Genomic DNA, 17,271 nt, shown 5'->3' with positions numbered 1-17,271 from the left:
CCGCAGCAATGAAAGCCCAAGCGCGCCATATCCTGGTGAAAACCGCCGAAGAAGCCGAACAGCTCAAGCAACGCATCGCCAAGGGCGAAGCCTTTGACGTGCTGGCGAAGAAGTTCTCCACCTGCCCCTCCGGCAAACGCGGCGGCGACCTGGGCGAAGTGCGCCCGGGGCAGATGGTCGGGATGATCGATGCGGTGATCTTCAAGAAACCGCTGCGGGTGGTGCATGGGCCGATCAAGAGCAAGTTCGGGTATCACCTGGTGCAGGTGTTCTACCGGGATTAGCATGGAGCAGCGCCCCTGTGGCGAGGGAGCTTGCTCCCGCTCGGCTGCGCAGCAGCCGCTAATTTTTGGGCCTGCTGCGCAGTCCAGCGGGAGCAAGCTCCCTCGCCACAGGGGCCGCCCCAGGCTTCGGTGTTTCAGTCCTTGGGAATCAACGCCCCCGGCACCTGAATCACCCGGCTCGCCAACAAATGCCCCGCCTCGGCCGCCTCGGTCGGGCCGCCGCCCAGCAAACGGCTCGCCAGGTATGCGGCACTGAAGGAATCCCCCGCCGCCGTCGTGTCCACTACCCGCTCGACGCGCCGGGCGGGCACTTCACAGGACTGGCCGTCGCAGCGGATCAGACAGGCCTCGGCGCCGCGCTTGAGCACCACCTCGGGCGTGCCGAAGCGCTCATAGGCGGCGAACACCGCCTGCGTGTCGGCATGTCCGAACAGCGCCTGCTCGTCGTCCACCGTCAACAGCGCCAGCTCCACGTACGGCAGAACGCTGCCATACGCCGCGCGGGCCGCCTCGACCGAAGCCCAGAGCCTGGGCCGGTAGTTGTTGTCGAACACCACCTGGGCGCCACGGCGCCGCGCTTCGACCAGGGTTTCGATGAGCCTGGCGCGCCCTTGCTCGCCGAGCACCGCCAGGGTAATGCCGCTGAAATACAGCACGTCGTAGTCCACCAGCGCCGCCAGAATCGGCGCGGCAGCCGGCGTGGTAAAACAATCACGGACCGCCGCCTCGTTGCGCCAGTACAGAAACCGCCGCTCGCCGGCTGCGTCGGTCTGGATGCAGTACAGACCCGGCAAGCGTCCGGGCAAGCGCTGGACCCGCTCCAGGCCAATGTTTTCCTCGGCCCAGCTGCGGCACATGGCGTCGCTGAAACTGTCATCGCCGAGGGCCGTGACGTAATCCACCGAGCCCTTGTCGCCCAAGGCGCGGGCCAGGTACACCGCGGTGTTGAGGGTATCGCCGCCGAAGCTTTGCTGCAGGCTGCCGTCGGCGCGTTGCTGGAGTTCGATCATGCATTCGCCGATCAGGGCGATGCGGGGTTTTGGTTTGCTCATGGGGCTCCTGATCAATCTGTGGTGTCTGGCAGGCCGCTATCGCGAGCAAGCTCGCTCCCACAGGGAATGATGGTGATCACCAACGTTGTGTTCACAGCGGGCCAATGTGGGAGCGAGCTTGCTCGCGATTGCAGCGACGCGGTCTCAAGCCCTAGAAACAAGTCTCCATGCTCTCAACCACCCGCAACCCCTCATCCACCAGGCAGCCCACCCGCCACTTGTCAAAGGTCAGGCACGGATGAGAAGTACCAAACGCAATCACATCGCCCACCCGCAGCTCAACCCCCGGCGCCACGGTCATGAATGCATGCTGGTCCATCACCGCCGTCACCTTGCAGCCGCTCACGTCATCCCCCGGCACCGCATCGGCACCGGCCTTGTAGCGCCTGAGCGGCACCGGCAGCCCGGCGTCGTAGGCCACGTCGCGCTTGCCCAGGGCAATCACCGCGAAGCCCGGCTCCGGCAGCGATTGCACATGGGCCCAGACCTCCAGGGCCGGGCGCAAACCTTCGTGCAGGTCGCTGCGGCGCTCCAGCACACAGCATTGGGCTTCTTTGTAAATGCCATGGTCGTGTGCCACGTAACTGCCGGGGCGCAGCACACTGAGAAAACGTCCCTGAGCGTTCTGGGTCTCGAAGGATTCGGCGATCAGGTCGTACCAGGCCGAACCCGAGGCGGTGATGATCGGCTTGTCGATGGCAAACGCGCCGCTGTCCTGCAATTGCACCGCCAGGCGTACCAGGGACGCGGCGAACCCACGGATGCCGCTGATGGCGTGGTCACCGTGGATCACCCCTTCATAGCCTTCGATACCGGTCAGCGCCAGCGCCGGCTGTGCGCCGACCGCCTCGGCCAGGGCCAGCACCTCGGCCTCGGTCCGGCATCCACAACGGCCACCCACCACACCGTACTCGATCATCACATTGAGCTTCAGACCGCGAGCGGCAAAGAACGCCCCCAGGTCGGCCACGTTGTCCGGGTGATCGACCATGCAATGGAATTCGAACGTCGGGTCGGCCAGCAGATCGGCGACCAGGGCCATGTTCGGCCCGCCGACCAGTTGGTTGGCCATTAGCACCCGGCGCACGCCATGGGCGTAGGCGGCACGGGTCTGCACCGCAGTGGCCAGGGTCAGGCCCCAGGCGCCGGCCTCGAGCTGGCGGCGAAACAACGCCGGGGTCATGCTGGTCTTGCCGTGGGGGGCCAGTTCGGCGCCGCTGCCGCTGACGAATTTTTGCATCCAGCGAATGTTGTGCTCCAGCGCCTCACGGTGTAGGACCAACGCCGGCAGGCTGACATCGCGCAGCAGATGCGCACCGACGCTGGCCGCGCCCTTCTCCACGTTGGCGTTATGAATGGCAGAAGACATGGTCGAACTCCTCACGCACGGCCGTGAACAGCCGTGGTTATCTAATCATTGATGCGCCGGGCCAGGTTGTTGGCGCTTTCGATCAGCACCCGGCGGTAGTCGGCGTAGTTGTTTTTCGCGTCGGCCCGGGGGGCGACGATGCACAGGGTCGCGATGGCGACGCCACTAGGGTCTTTGACCGGCGCGGCGAAGCAATGGGTGAAGGTGTCGGCCACACTGTCGAACGAGAAGAATCCATCGAGCCCGGCCTGGCGGATTTCCTTGAGGAATTGCTCAAGGGGCAGGCGTTCGCCGTCCGGCAGGATGAAGTCGTCAGGGTCGATCAAGTCGACGATCTGCTGGTCGCTCAAATGCGCCAGCAGCAGGCGACCGGAGGCCGTCCAGGGGATGGGCGCGTTTTCACCGATGTCCGAAGAAATGCGGAAATGCCGCTCGCCCTCCTTCATCAGCGCGACGGTGTATTTGCGCCCGTTGAGCAGGCACATCTGGGCGGTCTCGCGGGTCTGGCTGACGATCTCCTGCAACGCATGGTCGGCCTCGCGGCTCAAGTCGAAATGCCGCAGGTGCGCCTGCCCCAGGAAATACAATTGACGTCCCAGGTAGACATGGCCGTCCTTGCCAACGGGCTCCAGGATGCGCCGTTCCAGCAGCGAGGCCACCAGTTCGTAGACCGTGGACTTGGGGCTGCCGATGCCACTGGCAATATCGTTCGGGCGCAACGGCTGGCCGATTTCCTTGAGGAAATCGAGGATATCGAACGCCCGATCCAGTCCCCGGGCCCGGCGTTTGATGGTGTCTTCGGTCATGTCTTGGGTTCCCGATCAGTCACTCGTAGATTGCATGTCTTCACTGTGGCGAGGGAGCTTGCTCCCGCTGGGCCGGGCTGGCGCTCCAGCGCGCAGCGGCCCTGAGCTTTTTGGGGCGGCTACGCCACCCAGCGGGAGCAAGCTCCCTCGCCACAGCAAGCTCCCTCGCCACGATGAATCAAACAAGCCTTGAGTAACAGTGTTGTCACTGGGTTCAGGTTTTTTTCTTGTAGGCAATGCAATCGATCTCGACCTTGCAATCGACCATCATGCTCGCCTGCACACAAGCGCGGGCCGGGGCGTGTTCGGGGCTGAAGTATTCGCCGAACACCTTGTTGAAGCTCCAGAAATCCCGCGGGTCGTCCAGCCACACGCCGCAGCGCACCACGTCCTCCAGGCCATAACCGGCTTCAGCGAGAATGGCGATCAGGTTCTTCATGGTCTGGTGCGTCTGTTCGACGATCCCGCCGACAATGATCTCGCCGTTCACCGCCGGCACCTGGCCAGACACGTGCAGCCAACCATCGGCTTCCACCGCGCGAGCGAATGGGCGTGGCTGACCGCCACCTGCGGTGCTGCCGGTGCCATAGCGCGTAATACTCATGGGTGTTTCTCCTTGTTGAATGGGATTAAAAACGAGTGTTCTTGAGAAATTCCGCCAGACGCGGGGACTGCGGGCGTTCGAACAATTCTTTTGGCGGGCCCTGCTCTTCGATGCGGCCCTGGTTCATGAACACGATCTTGTCCGACACTTCGAAGGCAAAGCGCATCTCGTGAGTGACCAGGAGCATGGTCATGCCATCCTCGGCCAGGCCCTTGATCACGTTGAGCACCTCGCCGACCAGTTCCGGGTCCAGGGCCGAGGTAACTTCGTCGAACAGCATCAGGCTGGGATTCATCGCAATCGCACGGGCAATCGCCACGCGCTGCTGCTGACCGCCGGACAACTGACCGGGGAAGTGATCACGACGTTCCAGCAACCCGACCCGCTCCAGCCATTTCTCGGCCAGGGCCACTGCTTCGTCCTTGGGCATTTTCTTCACCTTGAGCAGGCCAAGGGTGACGTTCTGCAACGCGGTCAGATGAGGAAACAGATTGAATTGCTGGAAGGCCATGCCGGTCATGGCCCGGTGCCGGGCGATGACTTTTTCGGGATGGCGAACACGCTTACCGCCGACATCCTCATAGCCGATGGATTCGCCATCGAGCACGATCTGGCCGCCCTGGAATTCTTCCAGCATGTTCACGCAGCGCAGCAGCGTGGTCTTGCCCGAGCCACTGGAGCCGATCAGGGTGACCACGTTGCCACGTTGCATGCTCAGGTCCACGCCCTTGAGCACCTCCAGCGGGCCGTATTGTTTGCGCAGACCGCGAATATCCAGCAGCGGTTGCGCGTTCGAAAGGTTGGAAACTTCATTCATGGCAAGGCCACCCGCTTTTCAATGTGCCGCCCGAGCAACTCGATGGCGTAATTGATAATGAAAAAGAGAAACCCGGCGAACAGGTAGAACTCCAGGGTCATGAAGGTCCGGGCGATGATCTGTTGAGTGCTGAGCAGCAGTTCGGCGACGCCGATCACCGACAGCAGAGTCGACGCCTTGACAATCTCAGTGGAGGAATTGACCCAGGTCGGCAGGATCTGCCGCAACGCCTGGGGCAACAGCACATAACCCAACGCCTGGAAAAACGTCAGGCCGATGGCCTGGCTCGCTTCCATCTGGCCACGCGGCAGCGCCTGCAAGGCACCGCGCACGATCTCGGCCATGTGCGAGCCGCAAAACAGCGTCAGACCCAGTACCCCGGCCTGGAACGCACTGATCTGCCAGCCCAGGGCCGGCGCCATGTAGAAACAGGCCAGCACCAGCACGAACACCGGTGTGCCGCGAATCAGGTCGACGTAAAAGCGAAACGGCGCGCGCATCCAGGTCCGACCGTAGGTCAGCACCAACCCGGCGAAAAGGCCGATCAGGGTGCCGAGCAAAATCGCCAGCAGCGAGCACTGCACGCTGGTCAGGAAGCCCGCCCACAGGGTGTCCCGGGCGACCCACAACTCATGCAACCAACTGGGGGATTCGTACATGGGACGCTCCTAACGGCGGATCGCCAGGCGTTGCTCGAAATACCGCAACACCATGGCAATGAGGTAACAGGCCGCGACATACAGGGCCGTGGTCACCAGCCAGGTTTCGATCACCCGGTAGCTTTCCACGTTGATCTTGCGGGCGTAGTAGGTCAGCTCCGGCACGGCAATCGCGGCCGCCAGGGAGGTGTCCTTGAACAGCGAAATGAAGTTGTTCGACAGGGCCGGCAGCACGTTGCGCAGCATCACCGGCACGGTGACGTAGGCCTTGACCTGCCACTCGCCCAGTCCGATGGCGAGTCCCGCTTCGCGCTGCCCTTTGTGGATGCTCAGCAACCCACCCCGGAACACTTCGGTCAGGTAGGCTCCGGCGTACAGCGACAGAGTGATGACGAACGACGGCAGCTTGTCCAGGCGGATGCCCAGGCTGGGCAAGGCGAAATAGATCAACAGGATCAACACCAGGATCGGCGTATTGCGGATCACCGTGACGTACACCGACGCCAGCACTCGCAAGACGCGATGCTTGCTGAGCAGCGCGAAGGCCATCGCCAGGCCGATCACGCAACCGATGGCGATCGACACCAGCGCCAGGGACAGCCCCAGGCCGAGCCCCGCCAGCAGCGTGTCGAAATCGCGCCAGACAGCGGCAAAATTCAACTGATAATTCATGGTTCGCAGTACCTGCGCCGGAGCGCCCTGAAACGACGCTCCGGGCTCACGGGGTCATTTGAATTCGACAGGGAAACCGATGGCCGGCGATGGCAGCTCGACACCGAACCATTGCTTGAACGACGCGGCGTAGGTGGGGAACTCCACGCCGGTCATGGCTTCATGCAAAGTGGTGTTAACGAAGTTCAGCCAGTCCTGGTCGCCGCGCTTGACCGCGCAGGCGTAGGTCTGCGGGCTCCAGGCGTAGGCCGGGCTGCGATAGCGGCCAGGGTTCTGCACCATCAGGTACTTGACCGACGACTGGTCGGTGGCGGCGGCATCGGCGCGACCGGAGTTCACTGCCTGGTACATCAAGTCGACGCTGTCGTACTGGTCGACCTTGGCCTTGGGCAGCGCCTGGTGCACCAGTTCTTCGGCGTACACGTTCTGCAAGACCGCTACGGTGACGCCATCACCGCCCGCCTTCAGGTCTTCGATTTCCTCGTACTTGCTGTTGTTCGGCAGTAACAGGCCAACCCCTTCACGGTAATACGGCAAGGTGAACGCCACCTGCTGGGCACGGCTGGCGGTGACGGTGATGAACTGGCAGCTCATGTCGACCTTGTCGGTCAGCAGGTTGGGAATGCGCGCATCGGAAGACTGCACCACGAACTCGACTTTCTCCGGGTCGTTGAACAACCCTTTGGCGACCATTCGCGCAATGTCGATATCAAAGCCCTGCAACTTGCCATCCGCTCCCTGGAAGTGCCACGGCGCGTTGGTACTGCCCGTGCCCACTATCAATTTCCCTCGTTGCAGCACGCTGTCCAGCTTGCTGTCGGCCGCCTGAGCGACACCCATGGCAGCCGTCGTGGCCGCGAAGAGAAAAACACACGCTTTGAACAAGGAAGGTCGGCATTGCATGGCAAGCACTCCAGGATGGGTTTATTCCGCTATACCGGAACATGGTATGTAACAACGGAATAGACAGCAGAAAGTGTGCCACAGGGCCGAGGCCTTTGGGGAGGGAAAAAGGAAAGCGATACAAATCAGGGAGATGGAGAAACGGGTCGTGCCGGGACGGCCAGGAAGAAGCCTGGGGATTGCTACCGTTGGATACGGCTAGCGGGTAGCAGCGCCCCAGACCGGTGCCACACCTTGCCCTATGTGGGAGCGAGCCTGCTCGCGATAGCGGTGAATCAGTCAATATGAAGGGTGTCTGAGTTGACGCTATCGCGAGCAGGCTCGCTCCCACAGGGGGTCGGTGGTGTCGCTACTTGCGCTTGTAACTCTTGCTGCCGCCGGGCGTAAGGCAATACACCCCACCTCGAGGACCAACACAATAATTGCCGCTGCCGCATTGGCAACCGTTGGCCTGTTTGAGCAACGACTGCGGCCGGGCTTCATTGCGAAGCCCCAGCTCAGCGGAACAGGATTTTTTCGACGCGCTGATGGACCCGTCATTGCACAGGAACGTGTCCCCGTCGCACCCGGCGATTCCGCCTTTGCTCCCGGAGCACGGCTTGTTCGCGGCGATGGCCGAGGCACAGACGATCAACAACAGAATCGCCACACTGGCGCGAAGCTGACCCGACATTCCGTGACAGAGGTGCATAACAGCGTCCAGGCTGATAGATGGCTCTATGCTAGCACTGAATTAGACCTAACGCCGAGACTTACCAGCTTATAAGTCTTCGAGAGCAACCTTGATCACTGGATCGTTCTCCCGTTCGCCACAAAGCACAGCCAACTCATAATGTTCAAGCCTGTCCATCATGCATTCATATTCCCTAGCGGGGACGCAATAAAAGACCGGCACGTTGCGATTTAGTATCGCTACCGTAGCCCCCTCACCTGCCGCGACAGTACCCATAGGGTCTTTCTTGAATTCAGTAACGCCAGATACAACTTGAGACAGCACAATATGTGGCATGAAAGGAGTCCTTGAGCGCTCTTGATGTTATCAATAGAAGCATTCTTAAATGGTTTGGACGTGCTCAGCGCCCGCAAAACCTCACCCGAGACATCATCCTCAGATCCCCATCCCGGTAATAGTCATCGCTCCAACTGTCATCCACCGCCAGCGGATTGACCTGCTTGAGCGCGAGTTTCCTGGCGAAGTAGCGAAACCGGTAATGCTCGTAGAAGCGCAACAGTTCCAACCCGTAGCGGTCGGCCAGGTCGGTGTCGCCCTGGATGATCAGGTAGTTCTCGTCGTTACTGCCGCTGGCCGCGGCGCTCAGGTTGTGGCTGCCGCTGATGATGGTCGGCGTGTCGCTGGTGAAGTCGGTGACGATGGCCTTGGTGTGCACCAGCAGGTTGCCTTTCTGGCCTTTCATGTTTTCCCGCAGCCAGCCTTCCAGGCCGGTGTTGAGCAACGCGGTGGCAGCGAACTCGGCGGTGCGGTCGGCGTGGAACCCGGTGATGCGGCTGGCGGTGTTTTGCAGGCCGTAGCGCAGCACATCGTCATTGGGCTGGCCGAGCAAGGCGTCGAGGATCCGGTCCGGCAACACGAACGCGGTGACGAACAACAAGTCCTTGCGGGCGGCATGGATGATGTCGACGAAACGGTCCAGGTCACCCTGCCCCGTACGTGGCGAGAACCCGGCGAACAATGGCTGCTCCGGCGCCATGGGGTTGTTCAGGGTCAACCATTGGCGAGTGGCATCGACGTCCTGCGGCGCGGCCCAGATCTGCTCGAATACCTGGCGATAACTGTCGCTGACCCGTGCATCGTCCAGTACATGGACCACGTTGGCCTGACGGTAGACGCCGTTGGCGGTGAAGTTGGTGCTGCCGCACAGCACGGCTTCGGGTTGTAACGCGCCATTGCCGTCGACCTTGCTCAGGACAATGAACTTGTCGTGGAAAATGCTCTGGGTCACCCGGCCCCGCTTGTTGGCCGATGGAAGCTTTTCGAGGCTGGCCTCATTGCGCAGCGTGGTGTCGTCGCCCGGCTCGGCGTGATAGAGCACCCGCACTCGGGCGCCGCGAGCATGGGCAGCGTTGACCGCGTCGACAATCACCGGCAGCTCGTACTCATAGATCGCGACGTCCAGGGCCCAAGCGGCATCCAGCGCCCGGTCGATAAAACCGATCAAGCGTCCCAGCAGGCCATTTTCCAGCCAACGGCGCGGCGCATCGGGCCAGTCCTCGATGGACAGGTTGCGGTTGGCACTGATCAGCGCATCCAGCTCGGGGAATTTGCGCTGGAAAGCCTGGCTCGCGGCCACGGCGCGGTTGAAGATCACTTGTTGGTTGGCCGGCTGGCCGTCGTCGCTGGTGACCGTGACTTCAAGGAATTCGCCCAGTTGCGGTGCATCGGGACTGCCATAAGCCAGATGCACGCGGTAGTGCATCGTCACGCCCGGATTGACAGCGTAGTCAGCCCAACGAAATTTCTGCAGGGGTGCCTTGTCGCTGGGGGGGGCGTGGAACTGGGGAAAGGTGTGGGCCTTGCCGGGAAAGGTCAGGCTGTTGAACAGGAACAACCACGGCTTGTCGCCCTGTTGTTTCTCGATGGCAAAGCCCAGCAAGCCCTTGCGCCGGTTTTCAGCCAGGTCCATGGCAAGCAGCACGCCGTTGGTGCCGGCGTAGGCCTTGACCCGGAAATCGTCCTGAGGGTTGGTGACGAGGGTGCGCATGGTTCACTCCTTGTGAGGGCTGGCTGAGGATAGTTCAGCGATTCGATTTGGGTAGGCAGAACCAAGTACCGAGGCGATGCTATCGCGAGCAAGCTCGCTCCCACATAGGATGTGTTGTGTATACATAACTGATTCACCCCACAGATCCTCATGGGAGCGAGCTTGCTCCGGGCGGCGATCCGACGATGAGGCCCTTCAGCCAACAGATGCCTTAGCCAGGCAACCCCTCATCCAGATGCCGATACTCAGCCCCCAATCCCTGCGCCAACTGCCGGGCCCGACCCAGGCGGATCGGGCCGCGCTCAATGTCGATCAGCAGGCATGGACAATCCAGCAACGGCGGCGAGAGACCGTCCTTCACCCGCCCGTCAGTCATCACCAGCACCCGTTGCTGCTCCGCCGGATAGCGCTTGCGCCGGGCCGCCAGCCAGCGTCCGGCCTCGTTCAGCGCCGCCAGCAACGGCGTACCGCCACCGGCGCCGAGGCTGTCGAGCCAGTCCCGAAGCCCGGCGGAGGCCTTGAGGCCCTGGATCTGCCAGTTCGGCGCACTACCGCTGGCCGTCAGCAGTGCCAAGCGGGCGCGCTTTCGGTAAGCGTCGTCGAACAGTTGCGCCAACAGACCTTTGCCGTCGCTCAGCGCGTGATGGCGCCGGGTCGATGCCGACGCATCGACGATCACCAGCCACAGCTCATGGGGCGAGCGATGCCGAGCCTGAAACAGCAAATCCTCCCGGAGCCGTGGACGGCCCTTGAGCAAGGTTCCCGGCCAGTTCACCGCACCACTGGCGGCGGCTTTGCTGCGGCCCTTGCGCCCCTGGTCCAACCGGCCTGCTCGGGGCTTGGCATTCGCCCCCATAGCCGAGCGGGGACGAATGCCTAGGGCTTTTTTGGCCAGCTCGGCACGTCACGCCGGGCGCCGGTCGGTAACGCCCGGGCCGGCAAGTCGCCCCACTGGCCCTGGCCTTCCTGTGGCTGCGAGGCGCTGTCGGCCGTCGTCGGTGCCTGGGACGGCGCCGGCGCGGTCGCCGAATGCCCGCGTCGGCGATGACGCAAGGCAAACTCCGCCACTGCGTCAATGTCTTCAGCCTCGATGGCCTCGGCCCCGCGCCATGCGGCATGAGCCCGCGCCGCACGCAGCCAGACCAGGTCGGCGCGCAGGCCATCGACCCCGGCGGCAAAGCAGCGCTCGGTGATCTGCTCCAGGGCCTGATCATCCAGGGAGATCGCGGCCAGTTGCTCCCGGGCCTGCCGGCAACGTTCGCGCAATTGCTCTTGAGCCGCTGCCCACTGCGCGCAGAACGCCAGCGGATCGCTGTCGAAATCCAGCCGCCGGCGGATGATTTGCCCCCGCTCGGCAGGCGCGGCATGGCCGCTCAGGGCCACGTTCAGGCCAAACCGGTCGAGCAGTTGCGGACGCAGCTCGCCCTCTTCCGGGTTCATGGTGCCGATCAGCACAAAGCGCGCCGGATGTCGGTGGGAAATGCCGTCGCGCTCGATCAGGTTGGTGCCGCTGGCGGCCACATCCAACAGCAGGTCCACCAAATGATCGGGTAGCAGGTTCACTTCATCGACGTACAACACGCCACCGTCGGCCTTCGCCAACACGCCGGGAGAAAACTGCGCACGCCCTTCCCCCAGCGCCGCGTCGAGATCCAGCGTGCCCACCAGCCGCTCCTCGGTGGCGCCCAAGGGCAGGGTGACGAATTGACCGCTGGCGAGCAGATCCGCCAGGCCGCGAGCCAGCGTCGACTTTGCCATGCCCCGTGGGCCTTCGATCAACACGCCGCCGATTTTCGGATCGATCGCAGCCAGGCACAGCGCCAGTTTCAGGTCATCGGCGCCGACCACGGCGCAGAGCGGGAAATGTGGGGTGTGGGTCATGGGTGATGTCTCATGGGTGATCGGTGGTTCCTGTAGGCAGTAGCTTACTAGGGTGAAGGGGCCGTCGTGGCGAGGGAGCTTGCTCCCGCTGGGCGCGCCAGCGCCCGTTGCTACGCGATGGCTGAAATCATGGGTCTGCTTCGCAGCCCAGCGGGAGCAAGCTCCCTCGCCACAGGGGTGCGTCTGTCGCTGCCACTAGCTGTCTTCCTCGATATCCAACAACAGATTCTCCAGCGCCTTGCGATACTCCCCCGGCGCCTGCCACATCCCCCGCTGCTGCGCTTCGAGCATGCGCTCGGTCATGTCGCGCAAGGCATCGGGGTTGTGCTGGCGGACGAACTCCCGGGTGTCGGGATCCAGCAGGTAGGCATCGGCCAACAAGGCGTACTGGTGATCATCGATCAACTGCGTGGTGGCGTCGAACGCAAACAGGTTGTCCACGGTGGCCGCCAGTTCGAATGCACCTTTATAGCCGTGGCGCTTGACCCCCTCGATCCACTTCGGATTGGCCGCACGGGAGCGGATGACCCGGTTGAGTTCTTCCTTAAGGGTGCGGACCTTGGGCAAATCCGGCTGACTGTGATCGCCATGGTAACTGGCCGCTGCGGCACCGCTCAGGGTCTCCACTGCCGCCAGCATGCCACCCTGGAACTGGTAGTAATCGTTGGAATCGAGCAGGTCGTGCTCGCGATTGTCCTGGTTCTGCAGCACCGCCTGCACCTGACTCAGACGCCGGGAGAACGGATCGCGGGCCGCAGTGCCTTCATCGCTGCCGCCGTAGGCGTAACCGCCCCAATTCAAGTAGACCTCGGCCAGGTCCTCACGGCTCTGCCACAACCGACCGTCAACGGCGCCCTGCACGCCCGCGCCATAGGCCCCGGGCTTGGCGCCGAAGATCCGCCAACCGGCCTGACGCGCAGCGACCGCAGGTTCAAGGCCAGACGCCAACAACGCATCGCGCTCGCTGCGCACCTTGGCTGCCAGCGGGTTCATGTCCGCCGGCTCATCGAGCCCGGCAACCGCCTGAACCGCCGCATCGAACAGGCGGATCAAATTGGCGAAGGCGTCGCGGAAAAATCCGGAGACCCGCAACGTGACATCGACCCGAGGCCGGTCCAAGAGGCTCAACGGCAGGATCTCGAAGTCGTCGACCCGTTGGCTTCCCGTGGCCCACACCGGACGCACGCCCATCAGCGCCATGGCCTGGGCAATGTCGTCGCCGCCGGTGCGCATGGTGGCAGTGCCCCATACCGAGAGGCCGAGCTGGCGCAGGTGGTCGCCGTGGTCCTGCAAGTGCCGCTCGAGAATCAGGTTCGCCGATTGAAACCCGATGCGCCACGCCGTAGTGGTGGGCAGGTTACGCACATCGACCGAGAAAAAATTGCGCCCGGTGGGCAACACATCCAGACGCCCACGGCTCGGTGCGCCGCTGGGGCCAGCAGGCACAAAACGCCCGTTCAGCGCATCGAGCAGGCCGCTGATCTCCGCCGGACCGCAGGCGTCCAGGCGCGGCGCCACGACCGAGCGCAGATGCTCGACGATGCTCCCCACCGTCTCCCAGCCGGGTGCGTGCAGTCGCTCGACCTCCCCCGCCAGGGCCTGCTCGATCAACTGCCCGGCGAACAATTCCAGGCGTTCGCGGGTATCGCCGACGGTGCGCCAGGGCTCCGCGCTGACCTCGACCAACGCCGGGGGACGGACGCAAGTCCACGGCTCGGCCAAGGCACAATCCAGCGGATCGAAACCCAGCTCGAACGCCTTCGCCAGCGCCCGCAGCAGGCTCGACTGCGCGCCCTTGCCATCGCCACGGGGGATGCGCAGCAACGCCAGCAGGGTGTCGATGCGCAGGCGTCCGCTGGGCGACTCGCCGAAAATGTGCAGGCCGTCGCGGATCTGCGACTCTTTCAAGTCGCACAGGTAGGTGTCCAGGCGCGGCAACCAGATCGCTGCGTCCGCATCGCTGTCGAGGCTGGCATCCAGTTGCAGCTCGCGGTCGATGTGGGTCTCGCGCACCAGGTTGAGGATGTCCCGCTGCAATTCCCGGGCGCGGCGTGGGTCGAGCAGTTGCGCCTCGTAGTATTCGTCGGCCAACAGCTCCAGATTGCGCAGCGGCCCGTACGTCTCGGCTCGGGTCAGCGGCGGCATCAGGTGGTCGATGATCACCGCCTGGGTGCGCCGCTTGGCCTGGGCGCCCTCGCCCGGATCGTTGACGATGAACGGATAGATGTTCGGCAGCGGTCCCAGCAACGCGTCCGGCCAGCAATGCTCGGACAACCCGACGCCTTTGCCCGGCAACCATTCGAGGTTGCCGTGCTTGCCGACGTGGATCACCCCGTGGGCACCGTAGGTGTGGCGCAGCCAGAAATAGAACGCCAGGTAACCATGGGGCGGGACCAGGTCCGGATCGTGGTAAACCGCACTCGGATCGACCTGATAGCCCCGGGCCGGCTGGATGCCAACGAAGGTCAGGCCCAGGCGCAGGCCGGCGATCATCAGGCGCCCGTCGCGGAACATCGGGTCGTGGTCGGGCGGGCCCCAGCGTTCCAGCACCGCCTGGCGATTGGCCTCGGGCAGCGCGTCGAACATTGTCTGGTAGGCGTCCAGCGCCAGGCTCTGATGGCAGGGTCGCAGGTCGAGACTGTCCAGGTCATTGCTGACGCCGCCGAGCAGTTGTTGGATCAACGCCGTGCCGCTGGCAGGGAGTTGCGCCGGTAGCGGATAGCCTTCGGCCTGCAACGCCCGCAGGATGTTCAACGCCGCCGCCGGGGTGTCCAGGCCGACGCCGTTGCCGATGCGCCCGTCCCGGGTCGGGTAATTGGCGAGGATCAGCGCCACGCGCTTTTCTGCATTGGGTAAGCGTGCCAGGCGGGTCCAGCGCCGGGCCAGTTCGGCAACAAAATCCATGCGCTCAGGCACCGCACGGTAGCAGACCACGTCGCTCTGGCTGCGCTCACTGCGCCAGGCCAGGTCCTTGAAGCTGATGGGACGGCTGATGATCCGTCCATCCAGCTCGGGCAAGGCAATGTGCATTGCCAGATCCCTCGGGCCGAGTCCTTGCTCGCTGGCGCGCCAGCCCGGTTCGTTGTCCTGGGCGCAGATCGCCTGGATCACCGGGATGTCGCGACGAAACGGCCGCAGGTGTGGGGCCTCGGGACTGGATTGGGCAAATCCGGTGGTGTTGAGGATCACCGCGGCTTCGACTTGATCCAGCCAGTCTTCGACCGATGCCAGGCAACCGGGCTCCTTGAGACTCGCCACGGCAATCGGCAGCGGATTGAGCCCCGCCGCTTGCAGGCGCTGACAGAATACGTCGATGAACGCGGTGTTGGCCGCTTGCAGGTGGGAGCGATAAAACAGCAGCGCCGCCACCGGTTGCCCGGCGTGCCAGTCGGCCCGCCAGTCCGCGAGGGTCGCGGCGGTTTTCCCTGGATGGTAGATCGCCGTGCGCGGCAAGGCCTGGGGTTCGCCCCATGGATAATCGCGGCCGAACCATTGGCTGGCGAGGTTGTGGAAAAGATCCAGGGCATTGCCCAGCCCACCCTGGCGCAGAAACTGCCAGAGCCGGTCGCGGTCCTCGACGGGCACGTTGCTCAGGTCGCTGAGTTCCGGATCCGGTCGATCATCCCCCGGCACCAGGATCAACTTCACACCGCGTCCGGCCAGTTCCATCAGGCGCTCGATGCCGTAGCGCCAATAGCCGATGCCGCCGTGCAGCGACAGCAGGATAACCTTGGCGTGACGCAGCACGTCTTCGACATACAGGTCCACCGACGCATGGTTCTGTACCTGCATCGGGTTGGCGAGGCGAAACGGCGGGTAATCGTCCGGCAACTGACGCGCCGCTTCAGCCAGCAGCGCCAGGCTGGAATCGCCGCTGCACAGGATCACCAGCTCGGCGGGGGTTTGCCCCAGGTCGGCAATGTTGTCGTCCGATACGAAGCCGCCGGGCTGGGTCCTGAGCAGGTGCATGGCTTAGGCGCTGAGGGCGGCGCGCAACTGCGCTTCAAGCTGCGTCGCGTCCAGCGTCTGGCCGATCAGCACCAGACGGGTGACCCGCGCTTCCCCGGCGCCCCACTGGCGGTCGAAATGCTTGTCGAAACGCGTGCCAACCCCCTGAATCAGCAGACGCATCGGCTTGTTCGGGATCGCCGCGAATCCCTTGACCCGCAACACGTTGTGCTCGACCACCAGTTGCGTCAGCGCATCCAGCAGCAGGCTTTCGTCGGCCTCGGGCAGTTCGATGGAAATGGAGTCGAAGGCGTCATGATCGTGATCGTCCTCGTCGCCGTCATGGTGATGATCGTGATGGCTGTGGCGGCTGTCGATGTGCTCTTCGGAGCCGGCGCCCAGGCCGATCAGCACGTCCAGCGGCAGGCGACCGCTGCTGGCTTCGATGACCTTGACCGCCGGTGGCAGCTCTTCGGCGACTTCCAGGCGCACTTTCGCCAGGTCTTCGGGACTGATGAGGTCGGCCTTGTTGAGGATCACCAGGTCGGCGCTGGCCAGTTGATCGGCGAACAGCTCGTGCAGCGGGGATTCGTGATCCAGGTTCGGGTCAAGCTTGCGCTGGGCATCGACCTGATCGGGGAATGCAGCGAAGGTGCCGGCGGCCACGGCCGGGCTGTCGACCACCGTGATCACCGCGTCGACGGTGCAGGCGCTGCGAATTTCCGGCCACTGGAAGGCCTGCACCAGCGGCTTGGGCAGGGCCAGGCCGGAGGTTTCGATGAGGATATGGTCAAGATCGCCACGCCGCGCCACCAGTTCGCGCATCACCGGGAAGAACTCTTCCTGCACCGTGCAGCACAGGCAGCCGTTGGCCAGCTCGTAGACGCGACCGTTGGCCTCTTCTTCGCTGCAACCGATGGAGCACTGCTTGAGGATCTCGCCGTCGATGCCCAGCTCGCCGAACTCGTTGACGATCACCGCGATACGCCGGCCCTGGGCGTTATCGAGCATGTGTCGCAGCAAGGTGGTTTTACCCGAGCCGAGGAAACCGGTGACGATGGTGACGGGAAGTTTGGCCAGTGTTTTCATCGGATGCCCTTTGGCAAGGTGGCGGGCAAACGGGACGACAACCGCAGGCACAGGCGTGCGCGGAAGATTTCGCCACCGGATCACCCCGCCCGGTTGTAGTGAGAATCTGTCTCGAGGCAGGTCTCCTGGCTGACGGTGGGCCGGTCCCGGCTTTTCAAACAAAGCCTGGCACTGGCGTTCGCTGCGCCTTCCCGTGTGCCTGGATAAAGGCATCTACAGTGGCCTTGCAGCAACATCACCGTTCACAGTTGCGGGGGCAGCCGCGGCTTGGACCGCGTTCCCTTCTTAGCTTCGACGCGTATCGAAGAACCTCGAAGGCGCAAGGCTACGCAGGGTGTGGGGGCGGGTCAATGTCTGCTGCTTTTCCATGACACGGGAAATTGTTATGGATGGACATCGTTGTGGGGGGGGGGGGTGGTTCCTCCTTACACCTCAGGGGGCCCCCTCGCGCTCCTCCCCACCCAAAA

General features: G+C 63.6%; 16 protein-coding genes and 1 riboswitch. Of the genes, 1 reads left to right on the top strand and 15 read right to left on the bottom strand.

The genetic code is table 11. The features are described from left to right. Positions 1–8 precede the first annotated feature (8 nt). Positions 9–284: a peptidylprolyl isomerase gene (locus tag ACLEJQ_RS03320; protein WP_440792162.1), complete on the top strand. Its 276-nt coding sequence runs from the start codon at positions 9–11 to the stop codon at positions 282–284. A gap of 134 nt (positions 285–418) precedes the next feature. Here ACLEJQ_RS03320 and ACLEJQ_RS03315 read toward each other — a convergent pair whose 3' ends face one another. The 15 genes from ACLEJQ_RS03315 to cobW all read right to left on the bottom strand — a co-directional run bounded on the left by ACLEJQ_RS03315 (position 419) and on the right by cobW (position 16,804). Next, a complete protein-coding gene (locus tag ACLEJQ_RS03315; RefSeq protein WP_440792160.1) occupies positions 419–1,336 on the bottom strand; it encodes a sugar kinase in 918 nt (305 codons plus the stop codon). A 151-nt stretch (positions 1,337–1,487) separates the two neighbouring features. Continuing rightward, a complete protein-coding gene (locus ACLEJQ_RS03310; protein WP_440792158.1) occupies positions 1,488–2,705 on the bottom strand; it encodes an amino acid deaminase in 1,218 nt (405 codons plus the stop codon). A gap of 41 nt (positions 2,706–2,746) precedes the next feature. Further along, positions 2,747–3,511 carry an IclR family transcriptional regulator gene (locus ACLEJQ_RS03305; protein WP_440792156.1) on the bottom strand — a complete coding sequence of 255 codons (765 nt, stop codon included), beginning with the start codon at positions 3,509–3,511 and terminating at the stop codon, positions 2,747–2,749. A 214-nt stretch (positions 3,512–3,725) separates the two neighbouring features. Then, positions 3,726–4,115: a RidA family protein gene (locus tag ACLEJQ_RS03300; protein WP_440792154.1), complete on the bottom strand. Its 390-nt coding sequence runs from the start codon at positions 4,113–4,115 to the stop codon at positions 3,726–3,728. 25 nt (positions 4,116–4,140) lie between these two features. Continuing rightward, the gene (locus ACLEJQ_RS03295) at positions 4,141–4,932 is read right to left on the bottom strand and encodes an amino acid ABC transporter ATP-binding protein (RefSeq protein WP_440792152.1); all 792 of its coding nucleotides are present in this window, start codon (positions 4,930–4,932) and stop codon (positions 4,141–4,143) included. Then, positions 4,929–5,591 (bottom strand): amino acid ABC transporter permease, encoded by a 663-nt coding sequence (locus tag ACLEJQ_RS03290; protein WP_440792150.1) that lies wholly within the window; start codon positions 5,589–5,591, stop codon positions 4,929–4,931. The genes ACLEJQ_RS03295 and ACLEJQ_RS03290 overlap by 4 nt, the downstream gene beginning before the upstream one ends. A gap of 9 nt (positions 5,592–5,600) precedes the next feature. Then, complete coding sequence (locus ACLEJQ_RS03285) at positions 5,601–6,263, bottom strand: amino acid ABC transporter permease (protein ID WP_018608019.1); 663 nt, start codon at positions 6,261–6,263, stop codon at positions 5,601–5,603. A gap of 54 nt (positions 6,264–6,317) precedes the next feature. Next, the gene (locus ACLEJQ_RS03280) at positions 6,318–7,166 is read right to left on the bottom strand and encodes a transporter substrate-binding domain-containing protein (protein WP_440792148.1); all 849 of its coding nucleotides are present in this window, start codon (positions 7,164–7,166) and stop codon (positions 6,318–6,320) included. A 349-nt stretch (positions 7,167–7,515) separates the two neighbouring features. After that, positions 7,516–7,839, bottom strand: a complete 324-nt coding sequence (locus tag ACLEJQ_RS03275) for a hypothetical protein (RefSeq protein WP_440792601.1) — start codon at positions 7,837–7,839, stop codon at positions 7,516–7,518. Between the two features lie 87 nt (positions 7,840–7,926). Further along, complete coding sequence (locus ACLEJQ_RS03270) at positions 7,927–8,175, bottom strand: type II toxin-antitoxin system Phd/YefM family antitoxin (RefSeq protein ID WP_440792146.1); 249 nt, start codon at positions 8,173–8,175, stop codon at positions 7,927–7,929. Positions 8,176–8,239: 64 nt separating this feature from the next. Next, a complete protein-coding gene (locus ACLEJQ_RS03265) occupies positions 8,240–9,886 on the bottom strand; it encodes a phospholipase D-like domain-containing protein (RefSeq protein WP_440792144.1) in 1,647 nt (548 codons plus the stop codon). A 211-nt stretch (positions 9,887–10,097) separates the two neighbouring features. Then, positions 10,098–10,742 (bottom strand): vWA domain-containing protein, encoded by a 645-nt coding sequence (locus ACLEJQ_RS03260; protein WP_440792142.1) that lies wholly within the window; start codon positions 10,740–10,742, stop codon positions 10,098–10,100. 20 nt (positions 10,743–10,762) lie between these two features. Further along, positions 10,763–11,767: an ATP-binding protein gene (locus tag ACLEJQ_RS03255; protein WP_440792140.1), complete on the bottom strand. Its 1,005-nt coding sequence runs from the start codon at positions 11,765–11,767 to the stop codon at positions 10,763–10,765. A 195-nt stretch (positions 11,768–11,962) separates the two neighbouring features. Continuing rightward, the gene (gene cobN, locus ACLEJQ_RS03250) at positions 11,963–15,736 is read right to left on the bottom strand and encodes a cobaltochelatase subunit CobN (RefSeq protein ID WP_440792138.1); all 3,774 of its coding nucleotides are present in this window, start codon (positions 15,734–15,736) and stop codon (positions 11,963–11,965) included. A gap of 3 nt (positions 15,737–15,739) precedes the next feature. Then, entirely contained in the window at positions 15,740–16,804 is a 1,065-nt protein-coding gene (gene cobW / locus ACLEJQ_RS03245) for a cobalamin biosynthesis protein CobW (RefSeq protein ID WP_440792136.1), read from the bottom strand. Between the two features lie 98 nt (positions 16,805–16,902). Beyond that, positions 16,903–17,133: riboswitch (cobalamin riboswitch) on the bottom strand. Positions 17,134–17,271: the final 138 nt, after the last annotated feature.

This window comes from Pseudomonas sp. SMV71, from assembly GCF_052042015.1.
In the GTDB taxonomy this organism is placed as follows: domain Bacteria; phylum Pseudomonadota; class Gammaproteobacteria; order Pseudomonadales; family Pseudomonadaceae; genus Aquipseudomonas.
This window is presented reverse-complemented; position numbering and strand designations above follow the sequence as displayed.

Coding starts and splice junctions, on each gene's coding strand:
- ACLEJQ_RS03320 (WP_440792162.1), top strand. CDS start 9: ATGAAAGCCCAAGCGCGCCATATCCTGGTGAAAACCGCCGAAGAAGCC.
- ACLEJQ_RS03315 (WP_440792160.1), bottom strand. CDS start 1,336: ATGAGCAAACCAAAACCCCGCATCGCCCTGATCGGCGAATGCATGATC.
- ACLEJQ_RS03310 (WP_440792158.1), bottom strand. CDS start 2,705: ATGTCTTCTGCCATTCATAACGCCAACGTGGAGAAGGGCGCGGCCAGC.
- ACLEJQ_RS03305 (WP_440792156.1), bottom strand. CDS start 3,511: ATGACCGAAGACACCATCAAACGCCGGGCCCGGGGACTGGATCGGGCG.
- ACLEJQ_RS03300 (WP_440792154.1), bottom strand. CDS start 4,115: ATGAGTATTACGCGCTATGGCACCGGCAGCACCGCAGGTGGCGGTCAG.
- ACLEJQ_RS03295 (WP_440792152.1), bottom strand. CDS start 4,932: ATGAATGAAGTTTCCAACCTTTCGAACGCGCAACCGCTGCTGGATATT.
- ACLEJQ_RS03290 (WP_440792150.1), bottom strand. CDS start 5,591: ATGTACGAATCCCCCAGTTGGTTGCATGAGTTGTGGGTCGCCCGGGAC.
- ACLEJQ_RS03285 (WP_018608019.1), bottom strand. CDS start 6,263: ATGAATTATCAGTTGAATTTTGCCGCTGTCTGGCGCGATTTCGACACG.
- ACLEJQ_RS03280 (WP_440792148.1), bottom strand. CDS start 7,166: ATGCAATGCCGACCTTCCTTGTTCAAAGCGTGTGTTTTTCTCTTCGCG.
- ACLEJQ_RS03275 (WP_440792601.1), bottom strand. CDS start 7,839: ATGTCGGGTCAGCTTCGCGCCAGTGTGGCGATTCTGTTGTTGATCGTC.
- ACLEJQ_RS03270 (WP_440792146.1), bottom strand. CDS start 8,175: ATGCCACATATTGTGCTGTCTCAAGTTGTATCTGGCGTTACTGAATTC.
- ACLEJQ_RS03265 (WP_440792144.1), bottom strand. CDS start 9,886: ATGCGCACCCTCGTCACCAACCCTCAGGACGATTTCCGGGTCAAGGCC.
- ACLEJQ_RS03260 (WP_440792142.1), bottom strand. CDS start 10,742: ATGGGGGCGAATGCCAAGCCCCGAGCAGGCCGGTTGGACCAGGGGCGC.
- ACLEJQ_RS03255 (WP_440792140.1), bottom strand. CDS start 11,767: ATGACCCACACCCCACATTTCCCGCTCTGCGCCGTGGTCGGCGCCGAT.
- cobN (WP_440792138.1), bottom strand. CDS start 15,736: ATGCACCTGCTCAGGACCCAGCCCGGCGGCTTCGTATCGGACGACAAC.
- cobW (WP_440792136.1), bottom strand. CDS start 16,804: ATGAAAACACTGGCCAAACTTCCCGTCACCATCGTCACCGGTTTCCTC.